The sequence below is a fragment of the Roseibium aggregatum IAM 12614 genome, from assembly GCF_000168975.1.
Classification (GTDB): domain Bacteria; phylum Pseudomonadota; class Alphaproteobacteria; order Rhizobiales; family Stappiaceae; genus Roseibium; species Roseibium aggregatum.
The window spans coordinates 305,658-329,624 of the sequence record NZ_AAUW01000001.1; the positions used below are offsets into that span (position 1 = coordinate 305,658).

The following is a 23,967-nucleotide window of genomic DNA, read 5'->3' on the forward strand; positions in this document are numbered from 1 at the left end:
CAGGAGGAGGCAAATATGGTGGCGGCAGTTGAAACAAGGCGTCAGATCGTCGATGCGGCGGACAGCCTTTTCTATGCGCAGGGGTTCGCGCAAACGTCCTTTGCCGACATTGCCGCAGCGGTCAAAATCTCGCGCGGCAATTTCTATTACCACTTCAAGACCAAGGACGAGATCCTGGAGGCGGTCATCGACAAGCGGCTGTCGGATCGCAGAAAGCTGCTCGCCAAATGGGACGAGACGGCAGACGGCGCGAAGAAACGGATCGAATGTTTTATCCGGATCGTTATCGTCAATCAGGCAAAGATCATGGCGTACGGCTGTCCTGTCGGCACGCTGACAACGGAACTCGCCAAGGTCGATCACCCCTCCAGAGAGAGGGCAAATGAGATCATGGTTCTGTTCGGCGACTGGCTCGAGCGCCAGTTTCGCGAACTCGGTTGTGGCGAAAGCTCCCGTGACAATGCCTTGCATGTCCTTGGCTGGAGCCAGGGCGTTGCGACACTCGCCCAGGCCTTCAAGGACAAAGCCTATGTCGAGCGCGAGGTTTCCAAGATCCTGACCTGGCTGGACGGCATCACAGCCGGGCCGGAGCAGAAACACAGCCAGTAAATCCCCTTTGCCTTTCACATGAACTTACATGGAGACGGAAATGTTTGTCGTTACACTGACTTTTGCAGACAAAACGCGGGCAGGCGAACTGATGGAAGCGCACAAGGCCTGGATCCAGCGTGGGTTTGAGGAGGGATATTTCCTGATGGTTGGCAGTTTGCAGCCGAACCGGGGCGGCGGGATTCTCGCTCACGGCACCAGCCTGGCAAAACTCGAAAGCTTTGTTGCCGAGGATCCCTTCGTCGCAGAAGGCGTCGTGACACCCGAAATACTGGAAATTACGCCCGCACGGCTGGCTGATCGTCTGGAGTTTCTGGCGGCCTGACCACCAGGCCAATCGCAGGAAGGTGTTCATGCAGGGGCGAGGCTGGTTGCCAGCGGCAAGCTTTTGGTGGCACATCGGTAACGCCAGTCAATCGATGGACACGGGGCGGCGCTCGCTGGCAGCATGGCTCCGGGAGGATGCCACATGCTCGAACTCAAGGGATCCATTCCCGCCCTTGTCACGCCGTTCAGGGACGGAAGTATCGACATCGAAGCACTGGAACGTCTTGTTGAGTGGCACATAGCCGAGGGAAGCGACGGGCTGGTTGCTGTCGGGACGACCGGTGAGAGCCCGACTGTCTCCAAGATCGAGCACAAGGACATCATCAAACGTGTCGTCGACATCGTGGCAGGGCGCATTCCGGTTATCGCCGGCACGGGCTCCAACGCGACGGCACAATCCCTCGACATGCTTCAGCATGCTGAAGCCGTCGGCGCAGACGCAGCGCTGGTGGTGACGCCCTACTACAACAAGCCGAACCAGGCGGGCCTGCTCAGCCACTACAAGGTCCTTCACGACAACAGCGCGATCCCTATCATCCTCTACAACATTCCCGGGCGTTGCGTGATCGATATCCTGCCGGAAACCATGGCCGAAATGGCGCGCTGGCCGCGGATCATCGGCGTCAAGGATGCCACCGGCAGCATGGAGCGGGTCAGCAAGCAACGGGCCTTGTGCGGCAAGGCGTTTCTACAGTTCAGTGCCGAAGACGCCGCTGCGCTGGGCTTCAATGCCCACGGCGGGCGAGGATGTATCTCAGTGACCGCAAATGTGGCACCCGGCCTTTGCGCGGAATTCCAGAGCGCATCGCTTGCCGAAGATCTCGGCCTTGCCCGGGACTATCAGGACCGATTGTTGCCACTGCATTCGGCGATGTTCCTGGAGCCGCCGGCTGCTTGCGCCAAATACGCCCTGTCCAGACTGGGCCTTTGCAGGGAAGATGTCCGCCTGCCGCTGACCCCGGTTACCGAGGCAACACGCAGCGAAATCGACAAGGCGATGGAAGTCGCCGGTCTTCTCTAGGGCATTTGCTCGTTTGCCTGTCCTCTCACTGGGCTGAATTCACATTATCAGAGGTTCGTCACGCTCGAGCGGCATGGCTCTTTTCGCGCCGTGCCGCGCAGAGTGCCGTTATTTGACAGCGCCGCTCGCCAGCACCAACGCCTCCGACGACTACAGCGATCCGGTTTCCTGGCCGGTCTTTGTGCCCGGGATCACGTCATGTTGCCCGAAGCTGTGGTTTAATGGCTCCCCAGCCTGCGACTGATGAGGTGTCTTGCACCCGGTAGGAGAGCATCATGGGTTCCGGAAACGTCAACACCGACGTGTTGAACTGGCTTGCGATCATTGCCGGTTTTCTGGCCGTCCTCGCGTTTGATGTTGTCCATGACCGCCAGCCGCTCGCAAACAGGCCGATCAACAGCAATCACGGCTCCATCATGATGTATGTTGTCTGGCAGGCAGCCATTGCTGTTCTTCTGTCGGCAACATTGCTGGGACTGCTTTTTGCCGCCTACAGGTATCTGCCGGACGGTTTTTCCGGCCTTTTGCCCTGGATCTCTGCCGCCGTCTCTTTCGTAGCCGGCTGCGCCTATGCATGGGTTGCCGTGCTGCGTGCAAGGGACGCGGGAAGGGGGCATGCGGTCGCTCTTCTGGGCATCATTCCCATCGGCAATCTGTTTCTGATTTTTCTGCCGCCACGCGAGGCGCCAGAGCGGCCTCGCTACACACCTTCATCGAAGATTGCACGTATCCTCGTGGGCGTTCTTGCCGTCGCCGTCTTCATGTCTCTTGGGCAGATCAATTCTCTGGCAGGAGGGGAGTTGATCCGATTGCGTGTCGAGCGGATCGCAGAGCGGAGCAGCTTCACCGCACAAGCCATGCCGCCCACGGGATTGGTTGGTGCCGTGAACTTTGAGGGTGCGGACATCGACCCGCAGTACAAGGCGATCTATTTCACCTATCGATTGCCGGAGCCCCAGTCCAGCGCGAAGGATCTGGAGGAGTGGTTGGAGACAACCATGAAGCCTGCCTCAATGGACGCGGTCTGCGCGGAAATGATCGTAACCATCGCCGGCTGGCATATCTGGTACGAATATTACGACGGTGATGATCGCGAAGTCGCTGAAATTGGTATTTCCAGGCGAGATTGCAGGGAACGGAAACTGCAGGGGAGTGGTGGTTGAAGGCAGATTTTGCGTAAACACCGCCTGGCTTCGGAAGCGCCCCTGTTTGGGGCGCTTCTTTTTTGTTCAAGCTATGGTGAGGCTTACTGAACGCGCGGATAAAGTGTCTCGATTTCACCGAGATCGCTATTGCCTTCCAGCCGGTCAAGCTCCGGCTTCCACGGGCTGGCGACGGCCGGGGCGTTCAGCATGGCCAGCGCCTTGCCGGCGGATGCCGGGATCACCTGGGTCAGCGCTTCCATGACGATGCGCAGGCTGTCCAGCGTCACGTAGATCACCGTCTGGCAGCGCTCACGGGTCTCTTCGTTCTTGATCAGATCCCAGGGAGCCTGCTCGGCGAAGTAGTTGTTCATCTCGTCGGCGACGGTGATGATCGACTGCACGCGAGCCGGTATTTCAGCCAGGTTGATCCATTCGCCCATGCCCTTGGTCGCCTCGAGCACGGACTTGCGGATTGCTTCATCCTCGGGTGACAGAGGGCCGGGGGCAGGCAGTTTGCCGTCGAAGCGGGCCTTGGAGAACTTTGCCGCACGCGACAGCAGGTTGCCGATCTTGTTGCCCAGTTCCGTGTTGTAGGACTGGGTGATGAAGTCGACCGAAATCTGGCTGTCGCTGTCCGCACGCATGTGCCGGGCGAGGTACCAGCGCAAGGCGTCGACGCCCAGCTTCTCGATCACCTCGATCGGATCGACGACGTTGCCGATGGACTTCGACATCTTCACGCCGCCCGCACCAACCCAGTGGCTGTGGACGGACAGTTTCTTCGGCAGCGGCAGACCAGCGGCCATCAGCATGATCGGCCAGTAGACCCCATGCGGCTTGAGAATATCCTTGCCGATCAGATGCTCGCATTCCGCCCACCAGCTTTCGTAGCCTTCTTCCGGCCAGTTGATGTTGGTGAGGTAGTTCGCCAACGCATCGAACCAGACATAGGTCACGAACTCGGTGTCGAACGGCAGTTCGATACCAAGGGTCACACGGGCTTTCGGCCGGGAGATGCAGAGATCTTCCAGCGGCTCGGACAGCATCTGCTTCAGTTCGTTCTTGAACGCTTCGGGTTGAACGAAATCCGGGTTGTCGGCAATGTGCTGCAGAAGACGCGCGCGGAACGGCTCCATCTTCAGGAAGTAGTTGGTCTCTTCGGTCTGCTCCACCTTCATCGTCGGGTGCAGCGGACACTGACCATCTTCGGTCAGATCGGATTCCTTCTTGAACTCTTCACAGCCCTTGCAGTAGGTGCCGGTGTAGTTCTTCTTGACGATCAGATCCTTGTCGAAGATCGACTGCTCCATTCCGGCAACGGCCGTCTTGTGGCCTTCGCGGCTGGTACGCACGAAATAGTCGTAAGCCACATCCAGCCGGTCGAAGACGGCCCGGAATTCCGCGCAGCGCATGTCGAGGTAGTCCTCAACGGACATGCCTTCTTTTTCCGCAGCTTCCTGGTTCTTCTGCCCATGCTCGTCCACGCCGGTGGACAGCATCATGTCATACCCCAGCGCCTGCCGGTTGCGTTTCAGGATATCGGCCATCACGGACGTGAAGGCGTGACCGATATGCGGAGAACCGTTGACGTAGTAGATCGGGGTGGTGATGTAGCTTTTCATCCAAACGCTTTCGAAATGTTTGGGCGGAAACAAGTCCGGTCCGGCTTGTCCCGGCGTATTTGCCGTTCCGCCAAAAGAGGTGCGAGCTATATTCCATACTCGCCCGCACAAGAAAAGCCCCGGCCCTTGAAAAGAACCGGGGTTTCACGTGCTGATATGGGGTGCCGGAAGGCCGATGAGAAGATCAGCCGATCAACCAGATCCCGCCGATGACGAAGAGCGCCAGAAACGCCGTTTGTGTGACAAGCATCCAGATGGCCGGACCACCGACTTCCAGAAGTTTCGGGATCGAGGTTTTCATGCCCACAGCCGCAATTGCCGCCAGCAGCGCCCAGCGGGAAACATGACCGGCGGCTTCCTTGGCAACTTCCGGAATGAAGCCGAATGAATTGAGTGCTGCAAGCACAAGAAAGGCCACGACAAACGCCGGCATGATCGGCGGACGGGCGCTGCCCGGTTCCGAACTCTTGCGCAGGATGAGTGCGGCCACCAGCACGATAGGGGCCAGCATGGTGACGCGGATCAGCTTCACCAGCGTCGACAGGTCTCCGGTTTCTTCGGAGATCGAAAAACCAGCACCCACGACCTGGGCCACGTCATGGATTGTGCCACCGAGAAAGACGCCGGTCGCGTCCATTGATAGGCCGAGGGAGGAGGTGAGGATCGGATAGAAAATCATCGCCAGCGTGGACAGGACAGTCACGGTAATCACCGTGAAGGCAAGATCGCGTTCGGCATGCTCGCGCTTGGGCAGGATCGAGCCGATGGCCATGGCTGCCGAAGCGCCGCAAATGGCGACGGCTCCGCCGGTCAGGAATGAAAACAACCTGTCCCGGCCGAACAACCCGCCGATCAGCAGCGAAAAACCGATGGTGGCCAGAACGCCGAGGATAACAAGCAGCAGAAACGGCAGGCCCAACTGCTGCACCATTTCCACGCTGATGCGCACACCGAGCAGGGCAACACCGATACGCAGCAACGTGCGGGCTGCAAAGGCGATGCCTTCGCCCGTGCGCTGTTCCTCCGACAGGAAGTTCAGCGGCATGCCAAGCAGGATGGCCATCAGCATGGCCGGCGCACCGTAATGCTCATTGAGGAACTGCGCGGCGATGGCGACAAGCCCGGCGATCGCAATACCCGGGAACAGGCGGCTTGCCTGGTCTTTCAATGGACTAACCATAAAAAGCTCTAAATCCTTGTTGATGTTTACCGGTCGACCGGAAGGCCGCTCGGGACAGTGGCAGGAATGCCGAAGGGCGGAGACGTGACAGACTGCGAGCCGGTCAGGCTTTTCAGGAAAGCCACCAGATCGGCAATCTCCGCATTCGAAAGGGAGAGAGGTTCAATATCCCTGAAACGGGCCTGGCGCGCCATCTCACGAGCGTCATTCCAGACCACGAAATCGATGGCTTCCAGCCACGGTGCCTGAGGAAGGGCTGCGGTTTCCGGCTTCCAGGCCTTCAGCATCCCGTCGGGGTCGAGGTGATGCCGGATGATCCCTTCCAGTGTGGGATAAGCGCCATTGTGCCCGTAAGGGGCCGTCAGCTCGACGTTCCGCAGCATCGGGGTCCGGAACCCGTAGGCATCTTCAAGGCGGTCGGTCTCGCCCATCACCCCGACATCGCGGACCATCGGATCAAAGCTGCGCGTGCGGCCCGGGCCGAAGGGCGGAAGGCCCAGGGCGTGGAACTTCTGATCGCTGAGCAGTTTGCCCGAGTGACACGAGGAGCATCCGGCTTTGCCGTAGAAAAGTTCAAGACCGCGCTTCTGGGCCGGACCGAGAGCGGTTTCATCTCCGCCGAGATACGCGTCGAATGGGCTGTCGAAGCTCTGCCATTCGACCGCCTGAAAAGCCGCCAGCGCGTTGGCGATTTCAACGATCGTGACCTCTTCGGGGGCGTCGATATGGTCGAACGCCTCAACAAACAGGCGGCCATATTCGGGAATGATGCGGACCCGTTTGGCCAGGATCGGCCAGGCATTGTCGATGCGGTCGTAAATGGCTCCCGCGACTTCGTTTTCCTTCGGGTTGCCAGCCATCTCGAATTGGGCCGTTACCGGAAAGACGGCCTGGGCTGCGAGCAGGGAATTGAAACCCGTGGGCAGCCATTCTTCGGCCGGCGAATTGAAGCCGTTCTCGAAGGTGTCGGCAATCGACAGACGGCCGTCGTGAAACAAGACGTGAAGCTCTTTTGCCCCCAAATTCCAGAGACCTGGAGCGTTTCGCGGAATCCGTTTCTTAATGCGGCTGTCGCCGGTTCCGGCACTCCGCTGCAGCCCCAGTCCTTCGCCACCTTCGCCGATGCCCAGCGACAACCGGTCACCTGTGCCAAGGCTCGGATGGTGGCATGTGGCGCAGGCAATATTCCTGTTGCCTGAGAGGATCTTGTCGTAAAAAAGCAACTGGCCGAGCGCTGCCTGCTTGCTGTCGAAGGCGATGAAGTCGTCCTGTTTCAGAGGCGGTGGCAGTTCGGCGGAAACAGCCGGTGCCGACAGGCCGAACATCAGAGGGAGCAATCGCAAGATATGAAGACCACGCTGACCGCCGCTCTTCTCGCCTTTGGGCTTTGCACGGCTTCTGCTCAGGCCGAAATCGAAGCCGCGCGCGACCTGATGGAGGCCAATCGATACGAAGAAGCGATGAAGGAACTCTGGCCCGCCGCCCGCTCTGGCAACGCGGATGCGGAAGAACTGATCGGTGTGATGTACGCCATGGGGCTGGGTGTCGAGCGCGACGACCAGCGGGCGTTCGAGTGGTATCTCAGAAGCGCGATGAAGGGCCATCCCGGAGCCCAGTCCGGCGTCGGCTGGTACTATGAGGTCGGCCGGGGCATGCCCGCGCCGGATCTCGTACGGGCTTACATGTGGTACACGCTCTCTGCCATCGGGGGAGACCCCGACGCCGCTATCTCTCTGGAAGAGGTGGTCAAGAAGATGACCAAAGACGAGATTGAGAAGGCGCATATCCTGGTCGGCGATTACAAGGTCTGGATGTATCCGTTCAATTGAAGGTCTGTTCTAGCCGGGACGCCAGGAGATGCCGTCGCGGCGCAGCGGCAGAATGTGTCACGCCCCGCTTGAGCAGGGCGTGACACGGTGTTTCGTCAATTCAGATCGGCAGAGCGATCGGCGTTGATATCGGCTTCGGCCGCAGCCACGGCTTCTTCCAGAGCGCCGAAGATCTCGCCGCCACGTCCGACATTACCCTTGAACCAGTCATAGACCGGCGCGGCAGCTTCCTTGAAGGCTGCCTTTTCTTCAGGGGTCGGAACGTAGAGATCGCCGCCGCCGGCCACGAAGTCCTCATAGGCCTTGATCGACTTGCGCTTCGGCGAGGCGAAGGTTGCCTGCTGAAGGGCATAGAAACCATCTACCACGACACGGCGAAGGTCTTCAGGCATCGACATGAACTTCTCGTTGTTCATCCACCACAGGGCGCCCATGTAGGCGTGCCCGTCCAGGGTGACATACTGAAGACCGGCATCGGGGAACTTCATGCCCATGATGTCGGTGATGCCGTTCTTGGAACCTTCGACAACGCCGGTCTGCAGCGAGGTGAACAGTTCCGGCCACGGGATCGGCGTCGGAGCAGCACCAAGCGCCTTGACCAGTTCCTGCGGCAGGTCGGCCACCACGGTGCGAATCTTCAGGCCCTTCAGGTCTTCCGGCTTGGCGACGCGGTGCTTGGTGTTGGCGAAGTTGCGCCAGCCGCCGGTGTTGCCAATGGTCATCAGGCGGATGGTGTCGCCGGAATCTTCCAGCGCCATGGTGCGCATGGTGCGGGTGAATTCGCCGGACAGGACATGCTCGGCAATCCGGTCGTCGCTCATCATGTAGGGCAGGTCGAGAACCTGCACATACGGGAAGATGCCCGCTGCACCGCCGGAGGTGGAGATGTAGATGTCGATGGCACCGTCGGAAATGCCCTGAAGGCATTCGGCGCCGTTGGAGCAAAGCTGCGTGCCGATGAACAGTTCGACCTCGATGGCACCGTTGGAGGCGGCTTCAACGAAGTTCTTGAAAACGACGAGGCCGTCGTAGTCTTCGTCGTTTTCGTTCGAATTGGCGGTTGCGCGCAGCGTGTAGTCCGCGGCAAGCGCGCTCAGCGACGATCCGGCTAGCATCGCCGCGACGGTGAGCGTTTTCAGTGCAGTTTTGAGCATTAGGTTCCTCCCTTTGAAAAGCTCAGGATCAGTTGGCAAATCCGGTCAGACGCGGGATCGTCATCGAAAGTGCCGGAATGTAGGTGATCAGGAAGATCACCGCGATTTCCACCGCCAGAAACGGCAGGATGGCCTTGGCAATGGTTTCAACCCGTTCTCTTGAAACCGAAGCCGCAACGAAGAGCACCAGACCCATTGGCGGTGTCGCCAGACCGATGGTCAGGTTGACGCTCATGATGATGGCGAAATGGATCGGATCGACGCCCAGGTTGGCGAAGATCGGTCCGAGGATCGGCCCGAGAATGATGATCGCCGGGCCTGCGTCCAGGAACATGCCGACCACGAACAGCAGCAGGTTGATCAGGAACAGCAGGATCAGCGGGTTTTCCGACAGGGTCAGGACGAACTCCGCCATGATTTCGGGCGCATGGCTGAGGCTGACGACGGTCTTGAAGGCCATCGCGGCACCGACCAGCAGCAGCACCACTGCAGAGGTTATGCCGGCCCTGTTCAGGACACCCGGGATCTCGGACACCTTGATGGAGTGCAGAACGAAGAAACCGATAACGAGCGCATAGGCAACCGCGACCGCTGCCGCTTCCGTCGGCGTGAAGACACCCAGCAGAATACCGCCGAGAATGATGATCGGCGTTTGCAACGGAGCGACGGCCTTCTTGCACACGACCCGGAAATCCGGCGAGACGGCACTTCTGAGGCTCCAGAGAAGCATGTGGGAGACCACCAGGAAGACCGCGAACAGGATGAAGGAAGTCGTGGTGGAAAGAGGCGCGAACCCGGTCAGGCCTATCAAGAGATCCGCGAGTACCGTGAACAGGGCGGCCAGGTTTGCCCGCAGTACGATGAAGGAGAACCAGTATTCCACCGGTGCCAGGGTTTGGCCGGGGCTGACGATCCTCTGCGCTTTTGGCAGATCGTATTTGTTGGCCATGAACTTGACCATGAGCATCAGGCCGATACCGACCATGACGCCGGGGACGATACCTGCCAGGAACAGCGCGGCAACACTCTCTCCCATCACGTAGGCATAGATGATCATGATGCCCGACGGCGGAATGATCGGGCCGATGACGGAACTTGCCGCGGTGATTGCAGCAGCAAAACGCCTTGTGTAGCCCTGCTTCTCCATGGCCGGGATCAGCATCGACCCGAGGGCGGAGGTGTCGGCAACGGCAGACCCGGAGAGACCGGCAAACAGCATCGACGACAGGATGTTCACATGGGCAAGGCCGCCGCGCAGATGTCCCATCAATGCCTGGCTGAATTCAACCAGCCGCATGGTGATGCCGCCCTTGTTCATCAGCTCGCCTGCGAGCATGAAGAACGGAATCGCCATCAGAGGAAAACTGTCCATGCCGTTGTAGACGTTGCGGTAAAGCAGCGTGATGTCTTTTTCCTGCCCGTTCAGCCAAAGCAGCAGGCCAGGGGCCGCCAGAAGGCCGAAGAAGACCGGCAGTCCGATCAGCAGGAAAACGAGGAAGACGGGAAGGAACCAGATCAGCATCAGTCAGCTCCTGCCATGTCGGGGTCGGGAATGACCGGCATGCGGTCGACACCACCAAAACTGGCGATGATATTGCGCAGGATCAGTTCGATGTTGACGAGCGTCAGCAGGAAGACCCCGACGAGGATGGACGCCATCATCCAGCTTCGCGGCACACGGATCCATTCGCTGAAGGAGAGATTGGCCGGTACGTAGAGGGAGGCGGTCGCGAAACGGCCACCGAAGCCTGTGACCTCGGAAAATCCGATCTTCAGGGCAACGACGAGCACCAGGAGCGAAATCAGCAGAAGGAGCAGCGAAATGACGCTGCCCACGATGCGAGGCAGGGAATGGGTGAACATGTCGATGGCAACGAAACCGCCTCTTCGGAACGCGGTTGGCGCCATCAGTCCGGTCATCCAGAGCATACAGAAACGGGCTGCTTCGTCCGGCCAGGGCAGGGCATTATTGAAGACATAGCGGAACACGACCTGAACCAGGATCGCGATCACCATCAGAGCCACGGCAACGATGCCGATGCCCCGGCCAATTCGCAACAGCAGCGAATTGACGAAGTCGAGCGGTGCAAGAACCGCCAGCAAAATGCCCATCCGGGCTCCTCCCTGGACCAACTGGTTACCATGTGCGCGAACATGAGAACCGGAAAGCTGATCTTGTTTAAAGTAGCGAAGCGGTCTTCTGCGATCTCCTGAAACAGAAGGCCCGTCACGTTCCTCCACGACGGGCCGGTTGCCGCCCCGTTTCCCGCCCTTACCTTGGAGCGATTTGTCCGAGTTTGCCTGCATAAAATGTCAGGGCTTCTCCCGAGCGCATCTCGGCCTGCAGAACCTGGCCGAGAACGATCAGATGATCGCCGCCCTCATAGGCGGTGAACCGCTTGCACTCGAAACGGGCGAGGCAGTTCTCGATCAGGGGCACACCGTTGCCGTCGATCGTGTAGGTGAGCTGATCGAAGGCATGGGCGTTGCGCACGAAACCGTTGCAGACTTCGGCCTGTTCGTGGCTCAAGACGTGAATGGCGTAATGCTCGGCCGTTTCGAAGTAGCGGAACCTGCGCGATCCCTTGTCCGGCATCCACAGGACCAGCGGCGGTTCCAGGGAGACGGACGAAAAACTGTTTGCGGTAATGCCGACAGGGCCGTCGGCCGATCCGGTTGTCACCACGGTGACACCGGTGGCAAACCGGCCGAATGCATCGCGTAACAGGCGAGTGTTGTCGGCGTCCGGTTCGAAGGTCACGGTATGATTGGCATTCTGCATGGTCATCATGGCACCTCTGTTCCAAGCGCCGCCTCGTAAAGGCGGTACCAGGTTTCACGATCCAGGCTGACTTTCAGCGCATCGGAGATCTTGGCGATGCGCTCCAGATTGTTCGTGCCCATGACCGGTAACAGCTGTGCCGGATGAGCCAGCAGGAACGCAACCGCGACTGCGGACCGGTCGACACCGGCCTGCGCGGCGATGTCATCCATTACGGCGCCCAGCTTTCCGCTTTCGGAAATCAGCGACCCGCCGCCGAGGGGCGACCACGCCATCAGCTTGGTGCCAAGGCGTTGGTGAAAGGCCAGATCGCCATTGGTGAAGGGAGAGATTTCCTTCAGCGAGATCTCGATCTGGTTGGTGACAAGCCGGTTCGACATGGCCGACTGCAGCAGTTCCCAGTCCCAGGGGCGGAAGTTGGAGACGCCGACGTTGCGCACCTTGCCGCTCTTGACCAGGTCGTCGAGCGCGGTCCCGGTCTCGTGATGGTCCATCAGCGGATCCGGACGATGGATCAGCAGCAGATCAATGGTCTCGATGCCCATATCTTGGAGAGACATCTCGACCGATTTTTCGATATGGGCCCGGGAGGTGTCGTAATGTTTCACCTTGGCATCGGTATACCGCCCGGCCGGCGCGACGATGTCGCATTTGGTGACGATTTCCATCTGGCCGCGCAGGGACGGATTGGCCTTCAGCGCACCTCCCAATACAGCTTCCGCCGTGTATCCACCGTAGATGTCTGCCTGGTCGAACGTGGTTATGCCCTGGTCGAGACAGGTCTGGATTTTCCGCTCCACATGAGCGGGCGACGTATCGCTGTCGTCGCCGATGCGCCACATGCCATAGATCAGGCGGGAGAATTCAAGAGTGTCGGAAAGTTTCACGCGATCCATTAGCGGCGCACTCCTTTGCCGAGCGGCGTTGCCGGGGTTTCAGCCGGGACACGGCCATAGGCGTGCGGCAGGGAACAGGTCTTCAGGTTGGACAGAACCCGCGATCCGAAATGCTTGGCTTCTTCCAGATGCGGATAGCCGGAGAAGATGAAGGCGCGGATACCCATCTTCTGATAGGCCTCGATCTTGGACATCACCTGATCGGTTGAGCCGACCAGCGCTGCCCCGCAGCCGGATCTTGCCCGGCCGACACCTGTCCACAGGTTCGGTTCGATGTAGCCGAATTCATCGGCAATCTCGCGGTTCTTGGCCTGATGACTGACCCCAAGAGACCTGGCGTCGAGAGCCCGCTCGCGGATGGCCGTTCCCTGGGTGTCATCAAGTTTGGAGACGATGTAGTCCGCGTATTCCTGCGCTTCCTTCTCCGTGTCGCGCACGATCATGTGCACACGCAGGCCGTAGTCGAGGGTGCGGTCGTATTTTTCGGCAACCGCGTTGACCGCCTTCATGCGGCCTTCCAGCTCCTCAACCTTTTCCGGCCACATCAGATAGACATCGCAGTGCTGGCCACACAGGTCCAGCGCATCGGGGGAATAGCCGCCGAAATAGAGCAGGGGACCACCGGTCTGATAGGGACGCACCGGATCCGTGGTCAGGCCTTTGAAGTTGTAGATCTGGCCTTCGTAGTTGATTTCGTCCTGGGTCCAGGCCTGCTTGAGGATTTCCACCACTTCCCGCGAGCGCTGGTAGCGGTAGCTGCTGTCGGCCTGCTCGCCCGGAAAGTCGGACGAGATGATGTTGACCGTCAACCGGCCTTCCAGCATGTGGTCCAGCGTGGCAATGGTCCGTGCCAGCATGATCGGCTGCATCTCGCCGCAGCGGACGGCCGCAAGCAGGTTGATCTTGTCTGTGATCGGCGCGCAGCCGGCCACGAAGGACAATGTATCCTGGCCGACCTGATAGGACGATGGGCACAGGATGTTGCGGAAGCCCTGCTGCTCGGCAGTCTTTACGATGGAAGAGCAATGCTCCCAGGAGGAGCGCAGGTGGCCTTCGGGTACGCCCAGAAACTGGTAGTCGTCGGAACACAATGCGGCGAACCAGGATACCTCCGCTGCATCGAGATCCGGTGACGTGACTGGGATTACGGTCATGAAGTGCCTCCCTTGGACCATCTTTTCGAATAGCGAAACACGAGATCGCCGAATGAGGCGCGGTTGAGGTTTCGCTATTTTCGTTTGTTTTCGAATGGCTTCATTTAGCGTTCGATTTCTTCTTGCATATCACCCGGTTTGATGTAAATCAATAGTGTATCAATTTTGAAAACGAGACCCTCGAACCACCATGCCAACCGCCTCGCAATCCTCGACCGCGCTGCCGTTATACGTGCAGATAAGCGAGCTTTTGATCAGGGATATTGCGGCTGGACGGCTGATCGACGGTGAACGCTTGCCGCCGGAACGGGAGATGGCGGAGGAGCTCGGCATCTCCATCGGCACCCTGCGCAAGGCGCTTGCCGACCTTACGCAAAAAGGCTTACTCGAGCGGATCCAGGGGTCGGGAAACTACATACGCCAGGGCGGCACGCATGAAAGCGTCTACGCCATGTTCCGCCTGGAGCTTCTCACGGGCGGTGGTTTGCCGAGGGCAGACATTCTTGACGTGCAGCGCATGGTCAAGCCTGACGACCTGCCGCTCTTCGGTACCAGCGCGGAAGGCACCCGCATCCGGCGTTTGAGGTTTCTCAACGATGTGATGATCGCGGTGGAGGAAATCTGGCTGGACGGGGACGCCGGCTTCGTCCGCCGCGAACTCCTGTCCGATTCTCTCTACCGCTTTTACCAGAAACACCTGGGGTTCTGGATCGTGCGTGCGGAAGACCGGGTCACCATCGGCGCGCTGCCGGACTGGACACCCGAGATCTTTCAGAAGACGGCGGGAACACTCACAGGGTTTATTGAACGGTTCAGTTGGGCGGATCGGCCCAAGCCGGTCGAATATTCGCGAACCTGGTTCGATACGGACCGGGCGCATTACGTGCAGCGTTTGAAATAGGTGGACAGGGAATGCCACCGAGCATGGAGGACTGAATGCCTGCAAGGGTAAGATATGGCGTCATTGGCTGCGGAATGATGGGGCAGGAGCACCTGCGCAACATTGCGCTGCTGCCGGACACCGAAGTTGCAGTGATCTTCGAGCCGGACGCCGGAATGGCGGAAGAGGCGGCAAGATTTGCGCCGGGAGCGCGGTTTGCCGGTTCCATTTCGGAGTTGCTGGACGTTGAAGAGCTCGACTGCATCCTGATTGCCAGCCCGAACCACTGCCACGTGCCGCAGATGGAAGAAATCCGCCGCAAGCGACCGCTGCCGATTCTCGTGGAAAAGCCGCTCTTCACCGATCCGAAGGACGTTGCCGAGCTGGAGGCTTTCAAGGCGTCCTATCCTGCGCCTGTGTGGGTGGCGATGGAATATCGCTACATGCCACCGATCGCAGCGCTGATTGAACAGGCGGAAACAGCCACCGGCGGCATCAAGATGCTGACCATTCGCGAGCACCGCTTTCCCTTCCTCGACAAGGTAGGTGCCTGGAACCGGTTCAACCGGTATTCGGGTGGGACATTCGTAGAGAAATGCTGCCATTTCTTCGACCTCATGCGGCTGATCATGAAATGCGAACCCGTCCGCGTGATGGCCTCCGCCGGCCAGGATGCGAACCACAAGGACGAGATCTACAACGGCGAGCAGCCGGATATCCTCGATAATGGCTATGTGATTGTCGACTTTGAAAACGGTGCCCGGGCCATGCTCGAACTCTGCATGTTCGCCGAAGGCGCCCGATATCAGGAAGAGGTTTCGGCCGTCGGACCGGAAGGCAAGATCGAAGCCTTCGTGCCGGGCCCCGGCCGCTTCTGGCCCGAACACCTCGGCGAGCCGCCAGTGCCCCAGCTTGTCGTGTCGCCGCGGCATCCCAAGGGGCCGCGGCAGATCGACATTCCGGTCGATCCGCTGCTCCTCCACGCAGGCGACCATAACGGCTCAACCTTCTACCAGCACGAAGGTTTCGTTGCAGTGGTGCGCGGTGAAAAGCCGGCACCTGAAGTGACGCTGGAAGATGGATGGCGGGCCGTCGAAATGGGGCTGGCGGCGCAGCAGTCCGCCCGCACAGGGCAGGCCGTCACGCTGCGGGCTCAGACGCTTTCTTCCGTCGCCTGCTAAAAACCTGGTTTTCCTCTGGAGGCCTGGCCGGTGCGATGTGTCGTGCCGGCCTTTTTGATTTGTGCCGGGCATGAGGCCATGGCCTACCAGCGTTCCTTCGGCAACAGGGACTGAACGTTGTTGGAACTGAAGCCGTCCCGTCCGCGGCGCAGGTTGATGGCCCGGATCGGTACCTTGTATTCTCGCCCCGTGTCCGTCGTTTTGGACTGCTGCTTGCGGTAGGCGAAATTGTCCGGCACGTTCCTGTGGTTCTGCACCAGGACGCAAAACACGTCGTAGCGGCCGTTGACGTCGATGTCCCGGCGCGCTCCCTGAGCGACGATCACCTGCATATGGCGGGTGAACGCCTTGTCGAAAAGCAGAAAGTTGCAGTAGGGCTCGCTGCCGTTGGGTGTCCGCGTGCTTTCGCAATAAAAGATCTCTGCCCAGGCCTTCTGCGGAGCGGCAGGCGGGAAAGCGCCGATCGAGATGATCCCTGCAAGAACGGCTGGCAGAGCGTAGCGCTTTAACATTCCCATAAACTCCTGGTCGAAATGCAGTTTCTTTCAACGTGATCTTGCGGATAGAATATCACTCCACGTAAGATTTAATGGTGACGACCCTCACAGGGAATAGGCGTTGCCACGATTTTTAGTTTGCTTCGGGGCCGAGCAGGTTCCGGAGCGCGCGGGCAGAAACATGCACCGACATCGGCAGAGCTGGCCGAACCAGCCCCTGGGAGGTCCAAATGCGTAAGTCACTTTCCGTTCTTCTGTCTTCAACGCTGATTTTGCAAACAGTTTTCATCAATGGCGTGCTTGCCGCGCCAGCCCTGACGACCGCCAACGTCAATTTCAGGCAAGGACCGGGAACGAACTTCGGTTCACTGGGAACCGTGCCCTCCGGTACGCAGGTTGAAATGGAAAACTGCGACGACAGCGGCGCGTGGTGCTCGATCAGCTACAACGGCCAGAACGGCTTCGTCAGCGGTCAGTATCTGCAGCTCAGCGAACCGGAACAGACGACAGGCTGGCCCCGGTCCTTCCAGACCGATGCCGGAGCGACACTGGTGCTCTACCAGCCGCAGTTTACCGAGTGGGACAACTTCAAGACGCTGAAGGCGCTCGTGGCTGCGGAATACATCAAGGACAAGGATACCAAGCCGGTGTTCGGTGTGATCGGCGTCAGCGGCGTGACCGTGGCCGACCCCGACAAGAGCGAAGTGGACATCAACCAGATCCAGGTGACGGAGCTGGATTTTTCAGCTCTGGACCGGCAGTCCCTTACGGATCTGTCCCTCCAGGTCGGCAAGATTCTGCCGACCGGAACTATCACCGTGAAGGAAGACCGGATTACCGCCGGTCTTGCCGAATACAAGCGCATGGACGATGTCCAGGGCCTGAATTCGGAAGCACCGCCGATTTTCATCTCCACCGAGCCGTCCATTCTCGTCCAGACCGAGGGCGCTCCCATTTTTGCGCCGGTCAAGGGCGACCAGGGGCTCAGCTTCGTGGTCAACAGCAACTGGGACATTCTGAAAATCGACGAGAGCGGCGAGCTTTATCTTCGCGACGAAAAGTCCTGGATGAAAACCACGGATGTGTCGGCCGGTTGGCAAGCGGTCGACAAGTTGCCGGATCTGATCGGCTCTCTGCCCGATGATGACAACTGGAAGGAAACCAGGGAAGCGATCCCAGGGGAGCCCTTTGCCGACAACGCGCCGCCGAAGGTGATCTATTCCGACAAACCGGCCGAGATGATCGTCTTTGACGGTGAGCCTGCGCTGGAGCCGGTGGAAGGCACCGATCTGGAATGGGCCTCCAACACCGACAGCGATGTCTTCTTCCTGAAATCCACGTCCACCTGGTACATTCTCGTGTCAGGACGCTGGTTCAAGTCTGACTCGCTTCAAGGGCCATGGACCTTTACGACGCCAGACATGCCGTCCGATTTCCAGAACCTGCCGGAAGACGCGCCTTACTATTCCGTCCGCTCATCCATTCCGGGCACTTCGGAGGCCTCTCAGGCCCGGTTGAAGGCCAGCATTCCGACCACCGCCCGCGTCGAGGTCGGTTCCGTCAGCGCGGATGTTTCCTACGCGGGGGACCCGGAATTTGAAAAGATCGACGGCACGTCGATGTCCTACGCGGTCAATACCAGCGACCAGGTGATCCAAGTCGGCGCGAAATACTACGTGCTGCAGGACGGTGTCTGGTTCGTCGGCGACAGCCCACAGGGACCCTTTGCCGTCGCAACGGCCGTACCGGACGAGATCTACACCATTCCGCCGTCTTCCCCGGTCTACAACACCACCTATGTGCGCATCTATGACAGCGAGCCGGGAGCGGTCTGGTACGGTTATACGATGGGCTATCTGGCCGGGTTCCTGTCCTGGGGCGTCTTCGTTTATGGCACCGGATATTATTACCGGCCCTGGTACCGCCCGGGTCTGCGTCCGATCTATTTTCCGCGCCCGGTGACCTATGGCATCGGCGCCTTCTATAACCCGGTCCGGGGCACCTTCGGACGCTATGGTTACGCCTATGGCCCGCTGCGCGGCATTGCCGGAGGCGGCATCTACAATCCTCGTACCGGCGGTTACATCCGCGGTGCCGCTATCAGCGGGCCGCGCGGCAGTGCCGGCTTCATCAGCGCCTACAATCCGCGCACCGGCAACCGGGTCGTGGTTGGCGGAGCAAGGGGCATTTACGGTTCCTGGGGCGGCAAGGTGGTGAGCGGGCCGGAATGGTCGCGCACGCGTGATCTTCAGGCGGGCGCCGTTCAGCGCTGGAAAAAGGACGGCAATCTCGGCCAGGTGGCAAACCTTGACCGCCGGGGCGATGTTTTTGCCGGCCGGGATGGAAGCGTTTATCGCCGCGATGGCGAAAAATGGCAGAAGTTCGAAGGCGGCCGCTGGGGAGAGGTAGCTGCTCCCTCCCGCGACGCAATCCAGGACCGTGTCGGGGATATTGGTGCCGGACTGGCAGGTGGCGCAATCGGCGCGGGCGCAGGAGCCGCCCTTGCCAACAGGCCGTTGGGCGACAAGGTTCAGAACCGTCCCAACATTCAGCGCCCGACCAACCTGCCTGCAGGCCAGCGTCCGAATGTTGAACGCCCCAACGTCCAACGCCCGAACGTGCAAAGGCCAAATGCGCAACGACCGGCGGAACGTCCCAATGTACAGAAGCCGAATGTGCAGCGTCCAAACGTGCAGCGGCCCAGTGTCCAGCGGCCGAACGTCCAGAAGCCGAATGTGCAACGCCCGGCGACCCGCCCTGCCACACGTCCGGCGGCGCGTCCCCAGGCACCGGCGCATCTGAGCCGTGACCAGCGGGCCAGAACGGCCGGCAACCGGCAGGTCAATCGTCAGCGCAATGTCCAGCAATCACGCCCGCAGGCGCGGGTACAGCGTCCCAGCGGCGGCGGTAGTGTGCGCAGGGGAGGCGGCGGGCGCCGCCGTTGATGCTGGCTAAATCGGAAGATCGCGGGCATCCGCGATCGATTCCATGGTCATGTACGACGTGACCGTATCCAGGTCGACCTTCTCGATCAGGCGCTGATACACCCGGTCGAAGGCATTCATGTCTTCGGCCACCACTTTCAGCATGTAGTCGTAGTCGCCGGCAATCCGGTAGAAATCGATCACATTCGCAATGGCCACGACTTCACCCCGGAACCTTTCCAGCCACTCCTTGGAATGGTGCCGGGTCCGGATCATCACGAAGACGGTGAGGTTCAGCCCAAGCCGGGCCGGATCCAGACGGACCGTGTGCCCTTCGATCAAACCGCTGTCATAGAGCGTTTTCAACCGACGCCAGCACGCGTTCTGGGAAAGACCAACCTTGTCTGCAAGGTCTCTTTGCGACAGACGGGCGTCCCGTTGAAGGGCACGTAACAGCGCACGGTCAATATGATCGAATTTTTTCTCCATCTTCGATCAAATGACACAAAATATGAAACAAGACAATTGAATAAGGTGAAGAAATCCCATTGGTAGTGGTCGTATGATCCGGAAAAGTCGTTTCGGAGCACATGATGACCCACAAAACTGGTACGGCACTCGATCATTTCGTCGATGATCTGAAAGCCCCGGATCTGATCTCCCGCCTGCGGGCGGGATTGATCGGCGAGGGGACATCCATTTCCGGCCCGTTCGGTGAACGGGAGCTCATCTATGCCGACTACGTTGCCTCCGGACGGGCCCTGCGCCAGATCGAGGAATTCGTTCTGGAAGAAATCCTGCCGGTCTACGCGAACAGCCACACGGAAGCGTCCTACTGCGGCAGTGCCATGACGCGGATGCGCGAGGCGGCACGGTCTGAAATCGCACGCATCTGCGGGGCTGATGAGGGGTATGCGACGGTCTTCTGCGGCTCTGGCGCAACCGCGGGGCTCAACAGGCTGGTACATCTTCTTGGCGTTTCCGCTGCTGCTGAGCGCGGTGAGGAGCCGCTCGTCGTCATCGGACCCTATGAGCATCACTCCGACATTCTTCCCTGGCGGGAAAGCGGAGCCGAGGTCGTTGAGGTAGACGAAGCGGCGACGGGAGGTCCCGATCTTGCCGAATTGGAAGAGGTGCTGCGCGCCGCGGGCCCCGGCCGATTGATCGTCGGTGCGTTCTCGATGATGTCCAACGTCACCGGCATCGTCACCGACGACGAAGCGGTCACGCGTCTCTTGAAGCGCTACGGCGCTCTCAGCGTCTGGGACTGCGCCGGCTCGGGTCCTTATCTGCCGATCGACATGAAAGCCGGGACGGATGTCCAGAAGGACGCCGTCGTCGTCTCGCCGCACAAGTTCATCGGCGGGCCTGCTGCCTCCGGTGTCATGATCGTGCGCAAGGCGGCGGTCAGCAAGGCGACCCCGGTCTTTCCGGGGGGCGGTACCGTTCGTTTCGTCTCGCCCTGGGCTCATGACTACTCCGGCAACCTTTCCGCCCGTGAGGAAGCTGGAACGCCGAACGTCATTGGCGACATCCGTGCGGCCCTGGTCTTTCTGGTCAAGGAAGCCATCGGGCAAAGGTTGATGGACGAGCGGAATGCCGCCTGGCGGGCCAGGGCGCTGGCCGTCTGGCGCGACAATCCGGCAATTGAAATTCTCGGCAATGACAACGCCCGTCACGTGCTGCCGGTGTTCTCGTTCCGGGTGCGGGATCTGGAACGCGGCGGTTATGTCCACCAGCAGCTTGTCACCCGTATGCTCTCGGACCTTTATGGCATCCAGGCCCGCGGCGGTTGCGCCTGCGCGGGGCCTTACGCCCACCGGCTGCTTGATATCGGCCCGGAACAGTCCGAAGCGCTGCGTTCCGGCATTCTTTCCGGTGAAGAACTGAAGAAACCCGGCTGGACACGGCTCAATTTTTCGGTGCTCATGACAGTAGACAAGGCGGACAGGATCATTGCCGCTGTCGAAGATCTGGCGCTGCATCCCTATCCGGCCGCGGACTATTACGCGTGCGACCAAGCCACGGCCCGGTTCAAGGCGATGCAAGACGCCGCTTGAAGGACACCAAGTCGACATGTGCCGCTGGGCTGCCTGGAGCGGAGCTCCGAAGTATCTGGAAGAAGTCATCTGCGATCCGGCGCATTCGCTGATCGACCAGAGCCGTAACGCACTTTCCTGCAAGACATCCGTCAATGCCGACGGGTTCGGCGTCGCCTGGTATGGCGACCGGGAAACGCCCTGCGTCTACAAGGACGTACGGCCGGCCTGGTCGGATCCGAATCTGTTGCAGATTGCCAAGCACATACGCTCGCGCCACTTCCTGGCGCATGTGCGCGCGTCTACCGGAACAGCGACCACGCGGGACAACTGCCACCCGTTCACGTTTCAACGCTGGACCTTCATGCACAACGGTCAGGTTGGCGGCTACGACAAGGTGCGCCGCCGCCTCGACAATATGATCCCGGACGATCTCTACCGCGACCGCATCGGCGGCACCGACAGCGAAAGCCTGTTTCTGGTCGCGCTCGCCTATGGCCTCAATCAGCACCCGCGCGCGGCCATGGCCAGAGCGGTGTTCGAGGCTGAAGCTCTTTCGAAATACGCCGGCACGACGCCGCACATGCGTTTTGCCGCTGGCTGGTCGGATGGCGAAACGCTCTTTGCCGCCCGCTATGCGTCGGACAATCTGGCACCGACGCTCTATTACCGCGTCTATGACGACGGCGTGATGGTGGTGTCAGAGCCGCTGGACGAAGCACGCGGCTGCTGGATGGAGGTCCCGCAGGGCCAGATGATCGAGGTGAGGGACGGCCAGGTGAAACAGGTCGCCTTCCTGAGCGAAGAGCAACTCGTCGATGCCTGATCTGACCGGATCGAAGGTCCGGTCAGGCGGAGCTGCGATATTGGACGGGGGCTCTTTGCCGAAAGGCTTCAGGCCGGACTTTCGACCCAGTGCCAGGCAATGTCGATTTCGTCCCGGTCGAAGTGTTTTTCCTGAATGCCGAGCATCTTTGCGAACGTTGCGTCAATCGCAATAAGGGCGGCCAGCAACTTGCTGTCCGTCACGATGGCGATTTTGTTGAGATGCTGCATGTTGGCCAGCACCCATCTGATGTCCTCCTTGGCAGCCTCGAAGGATACGCCGACATGATCGCCCAGAACGACCAGCACGCTGATCTTGCCCTGTTCCTCGATCAGTTCTTCGGCCTTGGCGATCAGGCTCTTTTCCTGATCGACATCGACTTTTCCGGAAATTTCGACCCCGAGAACGGCACCCTGGCTGCGGGGCAGGATTGTGTACATGCTGCTTCCTCCGGCAGTGTGTGACTGGCACATCGGCAAGCGTAAACCCAATCGCGGCAAATAAGAACCTGCCTGACCGTGCCGGAAGATTGTTCGGTAAGTAACGAGGGTGTCCAAGCCGGAAATGAGGAGGGCGTTCAGGCGCTTTCCCGGCCCGCGTCCTCCATCAAGGCCCTTGTCAAACCATCGACCTTGTCCCGGATCTGGCGCGTAAGGGGGCTGCAATCGGTGCGATCAACGCCGTAACCCAGGTTGAAAGCGTAAAACGAGGCCTCCTGCCGCGGCATCAGAACGTGCTGAAGCATGGTTTCCAGCTTGTCGAACGCCTTGGCAATTCGCGCCTCCGCCGTTACTGCCGCAGCATATTCATCCCAAAGGGAAAGCAGCTCTTCAGCGATGTCTGCCGGCAGTGGTTCGCACAGGGTCAGAAAGTCCCGCCGTTCCCGTTCCTGACGGTTGTCGCCGGGCGTCTGGAGAGGAGCAGGAACATCTCCCGAAATGGCTTCGCCGAGATCATGCACCAGAGCCAGTTTCAGGAGTTTGAGCAAGTCGATGTCTTTCAGCTCCGGTTCGAAAAGAACAACCATCAAGGCGAGCCGCCAGCTGTGTTCGGCTGTGCTTTCGGGCCGACCGTTGGCGGTCGTCCCCGAGCGAAGCGTGTCTTTAAGCTGCTCGGCAGATTGCAGAAACTCCAGCAGACCGGTCAGTCTGGCCGATGAGATTTCCGGAAGAACGAGGGAAGGGGCAGTGTTCGTCATGGTGCCAGATTAGGACGGGTCACCGGGGCGGGCGATGTTCCGCATAATTTATGCGCCAGCAATACACGCCGGCTCACGCGCCTGGCAGCTCCTCCCGGACAAGGCGGGCAAACCGCCCGTCCGACAGCGGCAGGCGCGAAATCCGGATGGTGCTTTCCGGAATGGTCATTTCCGGAAAGTCGACATGTTCCGTCCTGTAGACAATGTCCGGGGCATCCGGCTCGAACCAGCCATAGTCAGCCAGCCGGTGCTCGGTTGCCCTTATGCCTTCGGACGCAAAGCGCCACAGGGGACGGTTGAGAAACTCGCTCACCGGGGCGCGCCATTCACAGGCGCGCGGGGCGGACATGGCCAGCAGCCTGTGTGTCAGGTCGCAGACCAGATGCACGGGAACAGCGGATCGGGACACGAGATCGAGTAGGGCATTGTCGGCAGCACTCTGCGGACGGGCACGGAGCAAGCGGGTGATTTTCGCCCGGTCGTTGTTGTCTGGCCGGGCCTTGCCGCTCTCCCAGCGCGAAATCCGCGTCTGCGAAACGCCGAGCTCAAGCGCCAGGGCTTCCTGTTTAACCCGGTTCAGCACGCGCCAGCGCCGGAGTGACGGGCCAAGACTGCTTTCAAGAACGGCGGTTTCTGTTCGCATGCGACGAGTGTAACGTGTCCTTGGCATTTTGGGCAGCAGGAAACGGCGGCACGGCCACTT

24 protein-coding genes are annotated in these 23,967 nt (G+C 60.0%); 10 read left to right on the forward strand and 14 right to left on the reverse strand.

Annotation, left to right across the window (positions count from 1 at the left end):
- The first annotated feature begins 15 nt into the window (after positions 1–15).
- The 4 genes from SIAM614_RS01390 (at position 16) to SIAM614_RS01405 (ending at position 3,120) form a co-directional block, all read left to right on the forward strand.
- The gene (locus SIAM614_RS01390) at positions 16–609 is read left to right on the forward strand and encodes a TetR/AcrR family transcriptional regulator (protein WP_006931438.1); all 594 of its coding nucleotides are present in this window, start codon (positions 16–18) and stop codon (positions 607–609) included.
- Positions 610–649: 40 nt separating this feature from the next.
- Positions 650–934, forward strand: coding sequence for a YciI family protein (locus tag SIAM614_RS01395; RefSeq protein WP_040438740.1), 285 nt, complete (start codon positions 650–652; stop codon positions 932–934).
- Between the two features lie 144 nt (positions 935–1,078).
- Positions 1,079–1,957 carry a 4-hydroxy-tetrahydrodipicolinate synthase gene (gene dapA, locus SIAM614_RS01400; protein WP_006931440.1) on the forward strand — a complete coding sequence of 293 codons (879 nt, stop codon included), beginning with the start codon at positions 1,079–1,081 and terminating at the stop codon, positions 1,955–1,957.
- A gap of 275 nt (positions 1,958–2,232) precedes the next feature.
- A complete protein-coding gene (locus SIAM614_RS01405) occupies positions 2,233–3,120 on the forward strand; it encodes a hypothetical protein (RefSeq protein ID WP_006931441.1) in 888 nt (295 codons plus the stop codon).
- Between the two features lie 83 nt (positions 3,121–3,203).
- Here the strand turns inward: SIAM614_RS01405 and metG are convergent, their stop codons facing one another.
- From metG to SIAM614_RS01420, 3 genes are all read right to left on the reverse strand, one after another.
- On the reverse strand, positions 3,204–4,724 hold the full coding sequence (gene metG / locus SIAM614_RS01410; protein ID WP_040438906.1) for a methionine--tRNA ligase: 1,521 nt from the start codon (positions 4,722–4,724) through the stop codon (positions 3,204–3,206).
- A 184-nt stretch (positions 4,725–4,908) separates the two neighbouring features.
- On the reverse strand, positions 4,909–5,904 hold the full coding sequence (locus tag SIAM614_RS01415; RefSeq protein WP_040438742.1) for a YeiH family protein: 996 nt from the start codon (positions 5,902–5,904) through the stop codon (positions 4,909–4,911).
- Between the two features lie 26 nt (positions 5,905–5,930).
- Complete coding sequence (locus SIAM614_RS01420; protein ID WP_229597927.1) at positions 5,931–7,247, reverse strand: cytochrome-c peroxidase; 1,317 nt, start codon at positions 7,245–7,247, stop codon at positions 5,931–5,933.
- Between the two features lie 3 nt (positions 7,248–7,250).
- Here SIAM614_RS01420 and SIAM614_RS01425 point away from each other — a divergent pair, with 3 nt between their 5' ends.
- Positions 7,251–7,733 (forward strand): tetratricopeptide repeat protein, encoded by a 483-nt coding sequence (locus SIAM614_RS01425; protein WP_006931445.1) that lies wholly within the window; start codon positions 7,251–7,253, stop codon positions 7,731–7,733.
- A 95-nt stretch (positions 7,734–7,828) separates the two neighbouring features.
- Here SIAM614_RS01425 and SIAM614_RS01430 read toward each other — a convergent pair whose 3' ends face one another.
- The 6 genes from SIAM614_RS01430 to SIAM614_RS01455 all read right to left on the reverse strand — a co-directional run bounded on the left by SIAM614_RS01430 (position 7,829) and on the right by SIAM614_RS01455 (position 13,719).
- Positions 7,829–8,887, reverse strand: coding sequence for a TRAP transporter substrate-binding protein (locus SIAM614_RS01430; RefSeq protein WP_006931446.1), 1,059 nt, complete (start codon positions 8,885–8,887; stop codon positions 7,829–7,831).
- 28 nt (positions 8,888–8,915) lie between these two features.
- Positions 8,916–10,409, reverse strand: coding sequence for a TRAP transporter large permease (locus SIAM614_RS01435; protein WP_006931447.1), 1,494 nt, complete (start codon positions 10,407–10,409; stop codon positions 8,916–8,918).
- Entirely contained in the window at positions 10,409–10,999 is a 591-nt protein-coding gene (locus tag SIAM614_RS01440) for a TRAP transporter small permease (RefSeq protein ID WP_006931448.1), read from the reverse strand. Before SIAM614_RS01440 ends, SIAM614_RS01435 begins: the two co-directional genes overlap by 1 nt.
- Positions 11,000–11,159: 160 nt before the next feature.
- Entirely contained in the window at positions 11,160–11,675 is a 516-nt protein-coding gene (locus SIAM614_RS01445) for a flavin reductase family protein (RefSeq protein WP_040438908.1), read from the reverse strand.
- Entirely contained in the window at positions 11,675–12,565 is an 891-nt protein-coding gene (locus tag SIAM614_RS01450) for an aldo/keto reductase (RefSeq protein ID WP_006931450.1), read from the reverse strand. The genes SIAM614_RS01445 and SIAM614_RS01450 overlap by 1 nt, the downstream gene beginning before the upstream one ends.
- Entirely contained in the window at positions 12,565–13,719 is a 1,155-nt protein-coding gene (locus SIAM614_RS01455; protein ID WP_006931451.1) for an LLM class flavin-dependent oxidoreductase, read from the reverse strand. Before SIAM614_RS01455 ends, SIAM614_RS01450 begins: the two co-directional genes overlap by 1 nt.
- Positions 13,720–13,909: 190 nt before the next feature.
- On the opposite strand from SIAM614_RS01455, the gene SIAM614_RS01460 reads away from it, so the two are divergent.
- Both SIAM614_RS01460 and SIAM614_RS01465 read left to right on the forward strand, forming a co-directional pair.
- On the forward strand, positions 13,910–14,620 hold the full coding sequence (locus SIAM614_RS01460) for a GntR family transcriptional regulator (protein WP_006931452.1): 711 nt from the start codon (positions 13,910–13,912) through the stop codon (positions 14,618–14,620).
- A 35-nt stretch (positions 14,621–14,655) separates the two neighbouring features.
- On the forward strand, positions 14,656–15,780 hold the full coding sequence (locus SIAM614_RS01465; RefSeq protein WP_040438747.1) for a Gfo/Idh/MocA family protein: 1,125 nt from the start codon (positions 14,656–14,658) through the stop codon (positions 15,778–15,780).
- Positions 15,781–15,863: 83 nt separating this feature from the next.
- On the opposite strand, the gene SIAM614_RS01470 is transcribed toward SIAM614_RS01465, so the two are convergent.
- Positions 15,864–16,292, reverse strand: coding sequence for a hypothetical protein (locus SIAM614_RS01470; RefSeq protein ID WP_006931454.1), 429 nt, complete (start codon positions 16,290–16,292; stop codon positions 15,864–15,866).
- 215 nt (positions 16,293–16,507) lie between these two features.
- On the opposite strand from SIAM614_RS01470, the gene SIAM614_RS01475 reads away from it, so the two are divergent.
- Complete coding sequence (locus SIAM614_RS01475; protein WP_006931455.1) at positions 16,508–19,222, forward strand: SH3 domain-containing protein; 2,715 nt, start codon at positions 16,508–16,510, stop codon at positions 19,220–19,222.
- A gap of 6 nt (positions 19,223–19,228) precedes the next feature.
- On the opposite strand, the gene SIAM614_RS01480 is transcribed toward SIAM614_RS01475, so the two are convergent.
- The gene (locus SIAM614_RS01480) at positions 19,229–19,690 is read right to left on the reverse strand and encodes an Lrp/AsnC family transcriptional regulator (protein WP_006931456.1); all 462 of its coding nucleotides are present in this window, start codon (positions 19,688–19,690) and stop codon (positions 19,229–19,231) included.
- Positions 19,691–19,791: 101 nt separating this feature from the next.
- On the opposite strand from SIAM614_RS01480, the gene SIAM614_RS01485 reads away from it, so the two are divergent.
- Both SIAM614_RS01485 and SIAM614_RS01490 read left to right on the forward strand, forming a co-directional pair.
- On the forward strand, positions 19,792–21,261 hold the full coding sequence (locus SIAM614_RS01485) for an aminotransferase class V-fold PLP-dependent enzyme (protein ID WP_006931457.1): 1,470 nt from the start codon (positions 19,792–19,794) through the stop codon (positions 21,259–21,261).
- 16 nt (positions 21,262–21,277) lie between these two features.
- Positions 21,278–22,066: a class II glutamine amidotransferase gene (locus tag SIAM614_RS01490; protein WP_006931458.1), complete on the forward strand. Its 789-nt coding sequence runs from the start codon at positions 21,278–21,280 to the stop codon at positions 22,064–22,066.
- Positions 22,067–22,134: 68 nt separating this feature from the next.
- Here the strand turns inward: SIAM614_RS01490 and SIAM614_RS01495 are convergent, their stop codons facing one another.
- The 3 genes from SIAM614_RS01495 to SIAM614_RS01505 all read right to left on the reverse strand — a co-directional run bounded on the left by SIAM614_RS01495 (position 22,135) and on the right by SIAM614_RS01505 (position 23,907).
- Positions 22,135–22,506 (reverse strand): SpoIIAA family protein, encoded by a 372-nt coding sequence (locus tag SIAM614_RS01495; RefSeq protein WP_006931459.1) that lies wholly within the window; start codon positions 22,504–22,506, stop codon positions 22,135–22,137.
- Positions 22,507–22,643: 137 nt separating this feature from the next.
- The gene (locus tag SIAM614_RS01500) at positions 22,644–23,264 is read right to left on the reverse strand and encodes an HD domain-containing protein (RefSeq protein ID WP_006931460.1); all 621 of its coding nucleotides are present in this window, start codon (positions 23,262–23,264) and stop codon (positions 22,644–22,646) included.
- A gap of 73 nt (positions 23,265–23,337) precedes the next feature.
- Positions 23,338–23,907: a helix-turn-helix domain-containing protein gene (locus SIAM614_RS01505; protein ID WP_006931461.1), complete on the reverse strand. Its 570-nt coding sequence runs from the start codon at positions 23,905–23,907 to the stop codon at positions 23,338–23,340.
- Positions 23,908–23,967 lie beyond the last annotated feature (60 nt).

Bases quoted from the DNA above. Each gene is read 5' to 3' on its own strand.
- SIAM614_RS01390 (WP_006931438.1), top strand. From the start codon at position 16: ATGGTGGCGGCAGTTGAAACAAGGCGTCAGATCGTCGATGCGGCGGAC.
- SIAM614_RS01395 (WP_040438740.1), top strand. From the start codon at position 650: ATGTTTGTCGTTACACTGACTTTTGCAGACAAAACGCGGGCAGGCGAA.
- dapA (WP_006931440.1), top strand. From the start codon at position 1,079: ATGCTCGAACTCAAGGGATCCATTCCCGCCCTTGTCACGCCGTTCAGG.
- SIAM614_RS01405 (WP_006931441.1), top strand. From the start codon at position 2,233: ATGGGTTCCGGAAACGTCAACACCGACGTGTTGAACTGGCTTGCGATC.
- metG (WP_040438906.1), bottom strand. From the start codon at position 4,724: ATGAAAAGCTACATCACCACCCCGATCTACTACGTCAACGGTTCTCCG.
- SIAM614_RS01415 (WP_040438742.1), bottom strand. From the start codon at position 5,904: ATGGTTAGTCCATTGAAAGACCAGGCAAGCCGCCTGTTCCCGGGTATT.
- SIAM614_RS01425 (WP_006931445.1), top strand. From the start codon at position 7,251: ATGAAGACCACGCTGACCGCCGCTCTTCTCGCCTTTGGGCTTTGCACG.
- SIAM614_RS01430 (WP_006931446.1), bottom strand. From the start codon at position 8,887: ATGCTCAAAACTGCACTGAAAACGCTCACCGTCGCGGCGATGCTAGCC.
- SIAM614_RS01435 (WP_006931447.1), bottom strand. From the start codon at position 10,409: ATGCTGATCTGGTTCCTTCCCGTCTTCCTCGTTTTCCTGCTGATCGGA.
- SIAM614_RS01440 (WP_006931448.1), bottom strand. From the start codon at position 10,999: ATGGGCATTTTGCTGGCGGTTCTTGCACCGCTCGACTTCGTCAATTCG.
- SIAM614_RS01445 (WP_040438908.1), bottom strand. From the start codon at position 11,675: ATGACCATGCAGAATGCCAATCATACCGTGACCTTCGAACCGGACGCC.
- SIAM614_RS01450 (WP_006931450.1), bottom strand. From the start codon at position 12,565: ATGGATCGCGTGAAACTTTCCGACACTCTTGAATTCTCCCGCCTGATC.
- SIAM614_RS01455 (WP_006931451.1), bottom strand. From the start codon at position 13,719: ATGACCGTAATCCCAGTCACGTCACCGGATCTCGATGCAGCGGAGGTA.
- SIAM614_RS01460 (WP_006931452.1), top strand. From the start codon at position 13,910: ATGCCAACCGCCTCGCAATCCTCGACCGCGCTGCCGTTATACGTGCAG.
- SIAM614_RS01465 (WP_040438747.1), top strand. From the start codon at position 14,656: ATGCCTGCAAGGGTAAGATATGGCGTCATTGGCTGCGGAATGATGGGG.
- SIAM614_RS01470 (WP_006931454.1), bottom strand. From the start codon at position 16,292: ATGTTAAAGCGCTACGCTCTGCCAGCCGTTCTTGCAGGGATCATCTCG.
- SIAM614_RS01475 (WP_006931455.1), top strand. From the start codon at position 16,508: ATGCGTAAGTCACTTTCCGTTCTTCTGTCTTCAACGCTGATTTTGCAA.
- SIAM614_RS01480 (WP_006931456.1), bottom strand. From the start codon at position 19,690: ATGGAGAAAAAATTCGATCATATTGACCGTGCGCTGTTACGTGCCCTT.
- SIAM614_RS01485 (WP_006931457.1), top strand. From the start codon at position 19,792: ATGATGACCCACAAAACTGGTACGGCACTCGATCATTTCGTCGATGAT.
- SIAM614_RS01490 (WP_006931458.1), top strand. From the start codon at position 21,278: ATGTGCCGCTGGGCTGCCTGGAGCGGAGCTCCGAAGTATCTGGAAGAA.
- SIAM614_RS01495 (WP_006931459.1), bottom strand. From the start codon at position 22,506: ATGTACACAATCCTGCCCCGCAGCCAGGGTGCCGTTCTCGGGGTCGAA.
- SIAM614_RS01500 (WP_006931460.1), bottom strand. From the start codon at position 23,264: ATGACGAACACTGCCCCTTCCCTCGTTCTTCCGGAAATCTCATCGGCC.
- SIAM614_RS01505 (WP_006931461.1), bottom strand. From the start codon at position 23,907: ATGCGAACAGAAACCGCCGTTCTTGAAAGCAGTCTTGGCCCGTCACTC.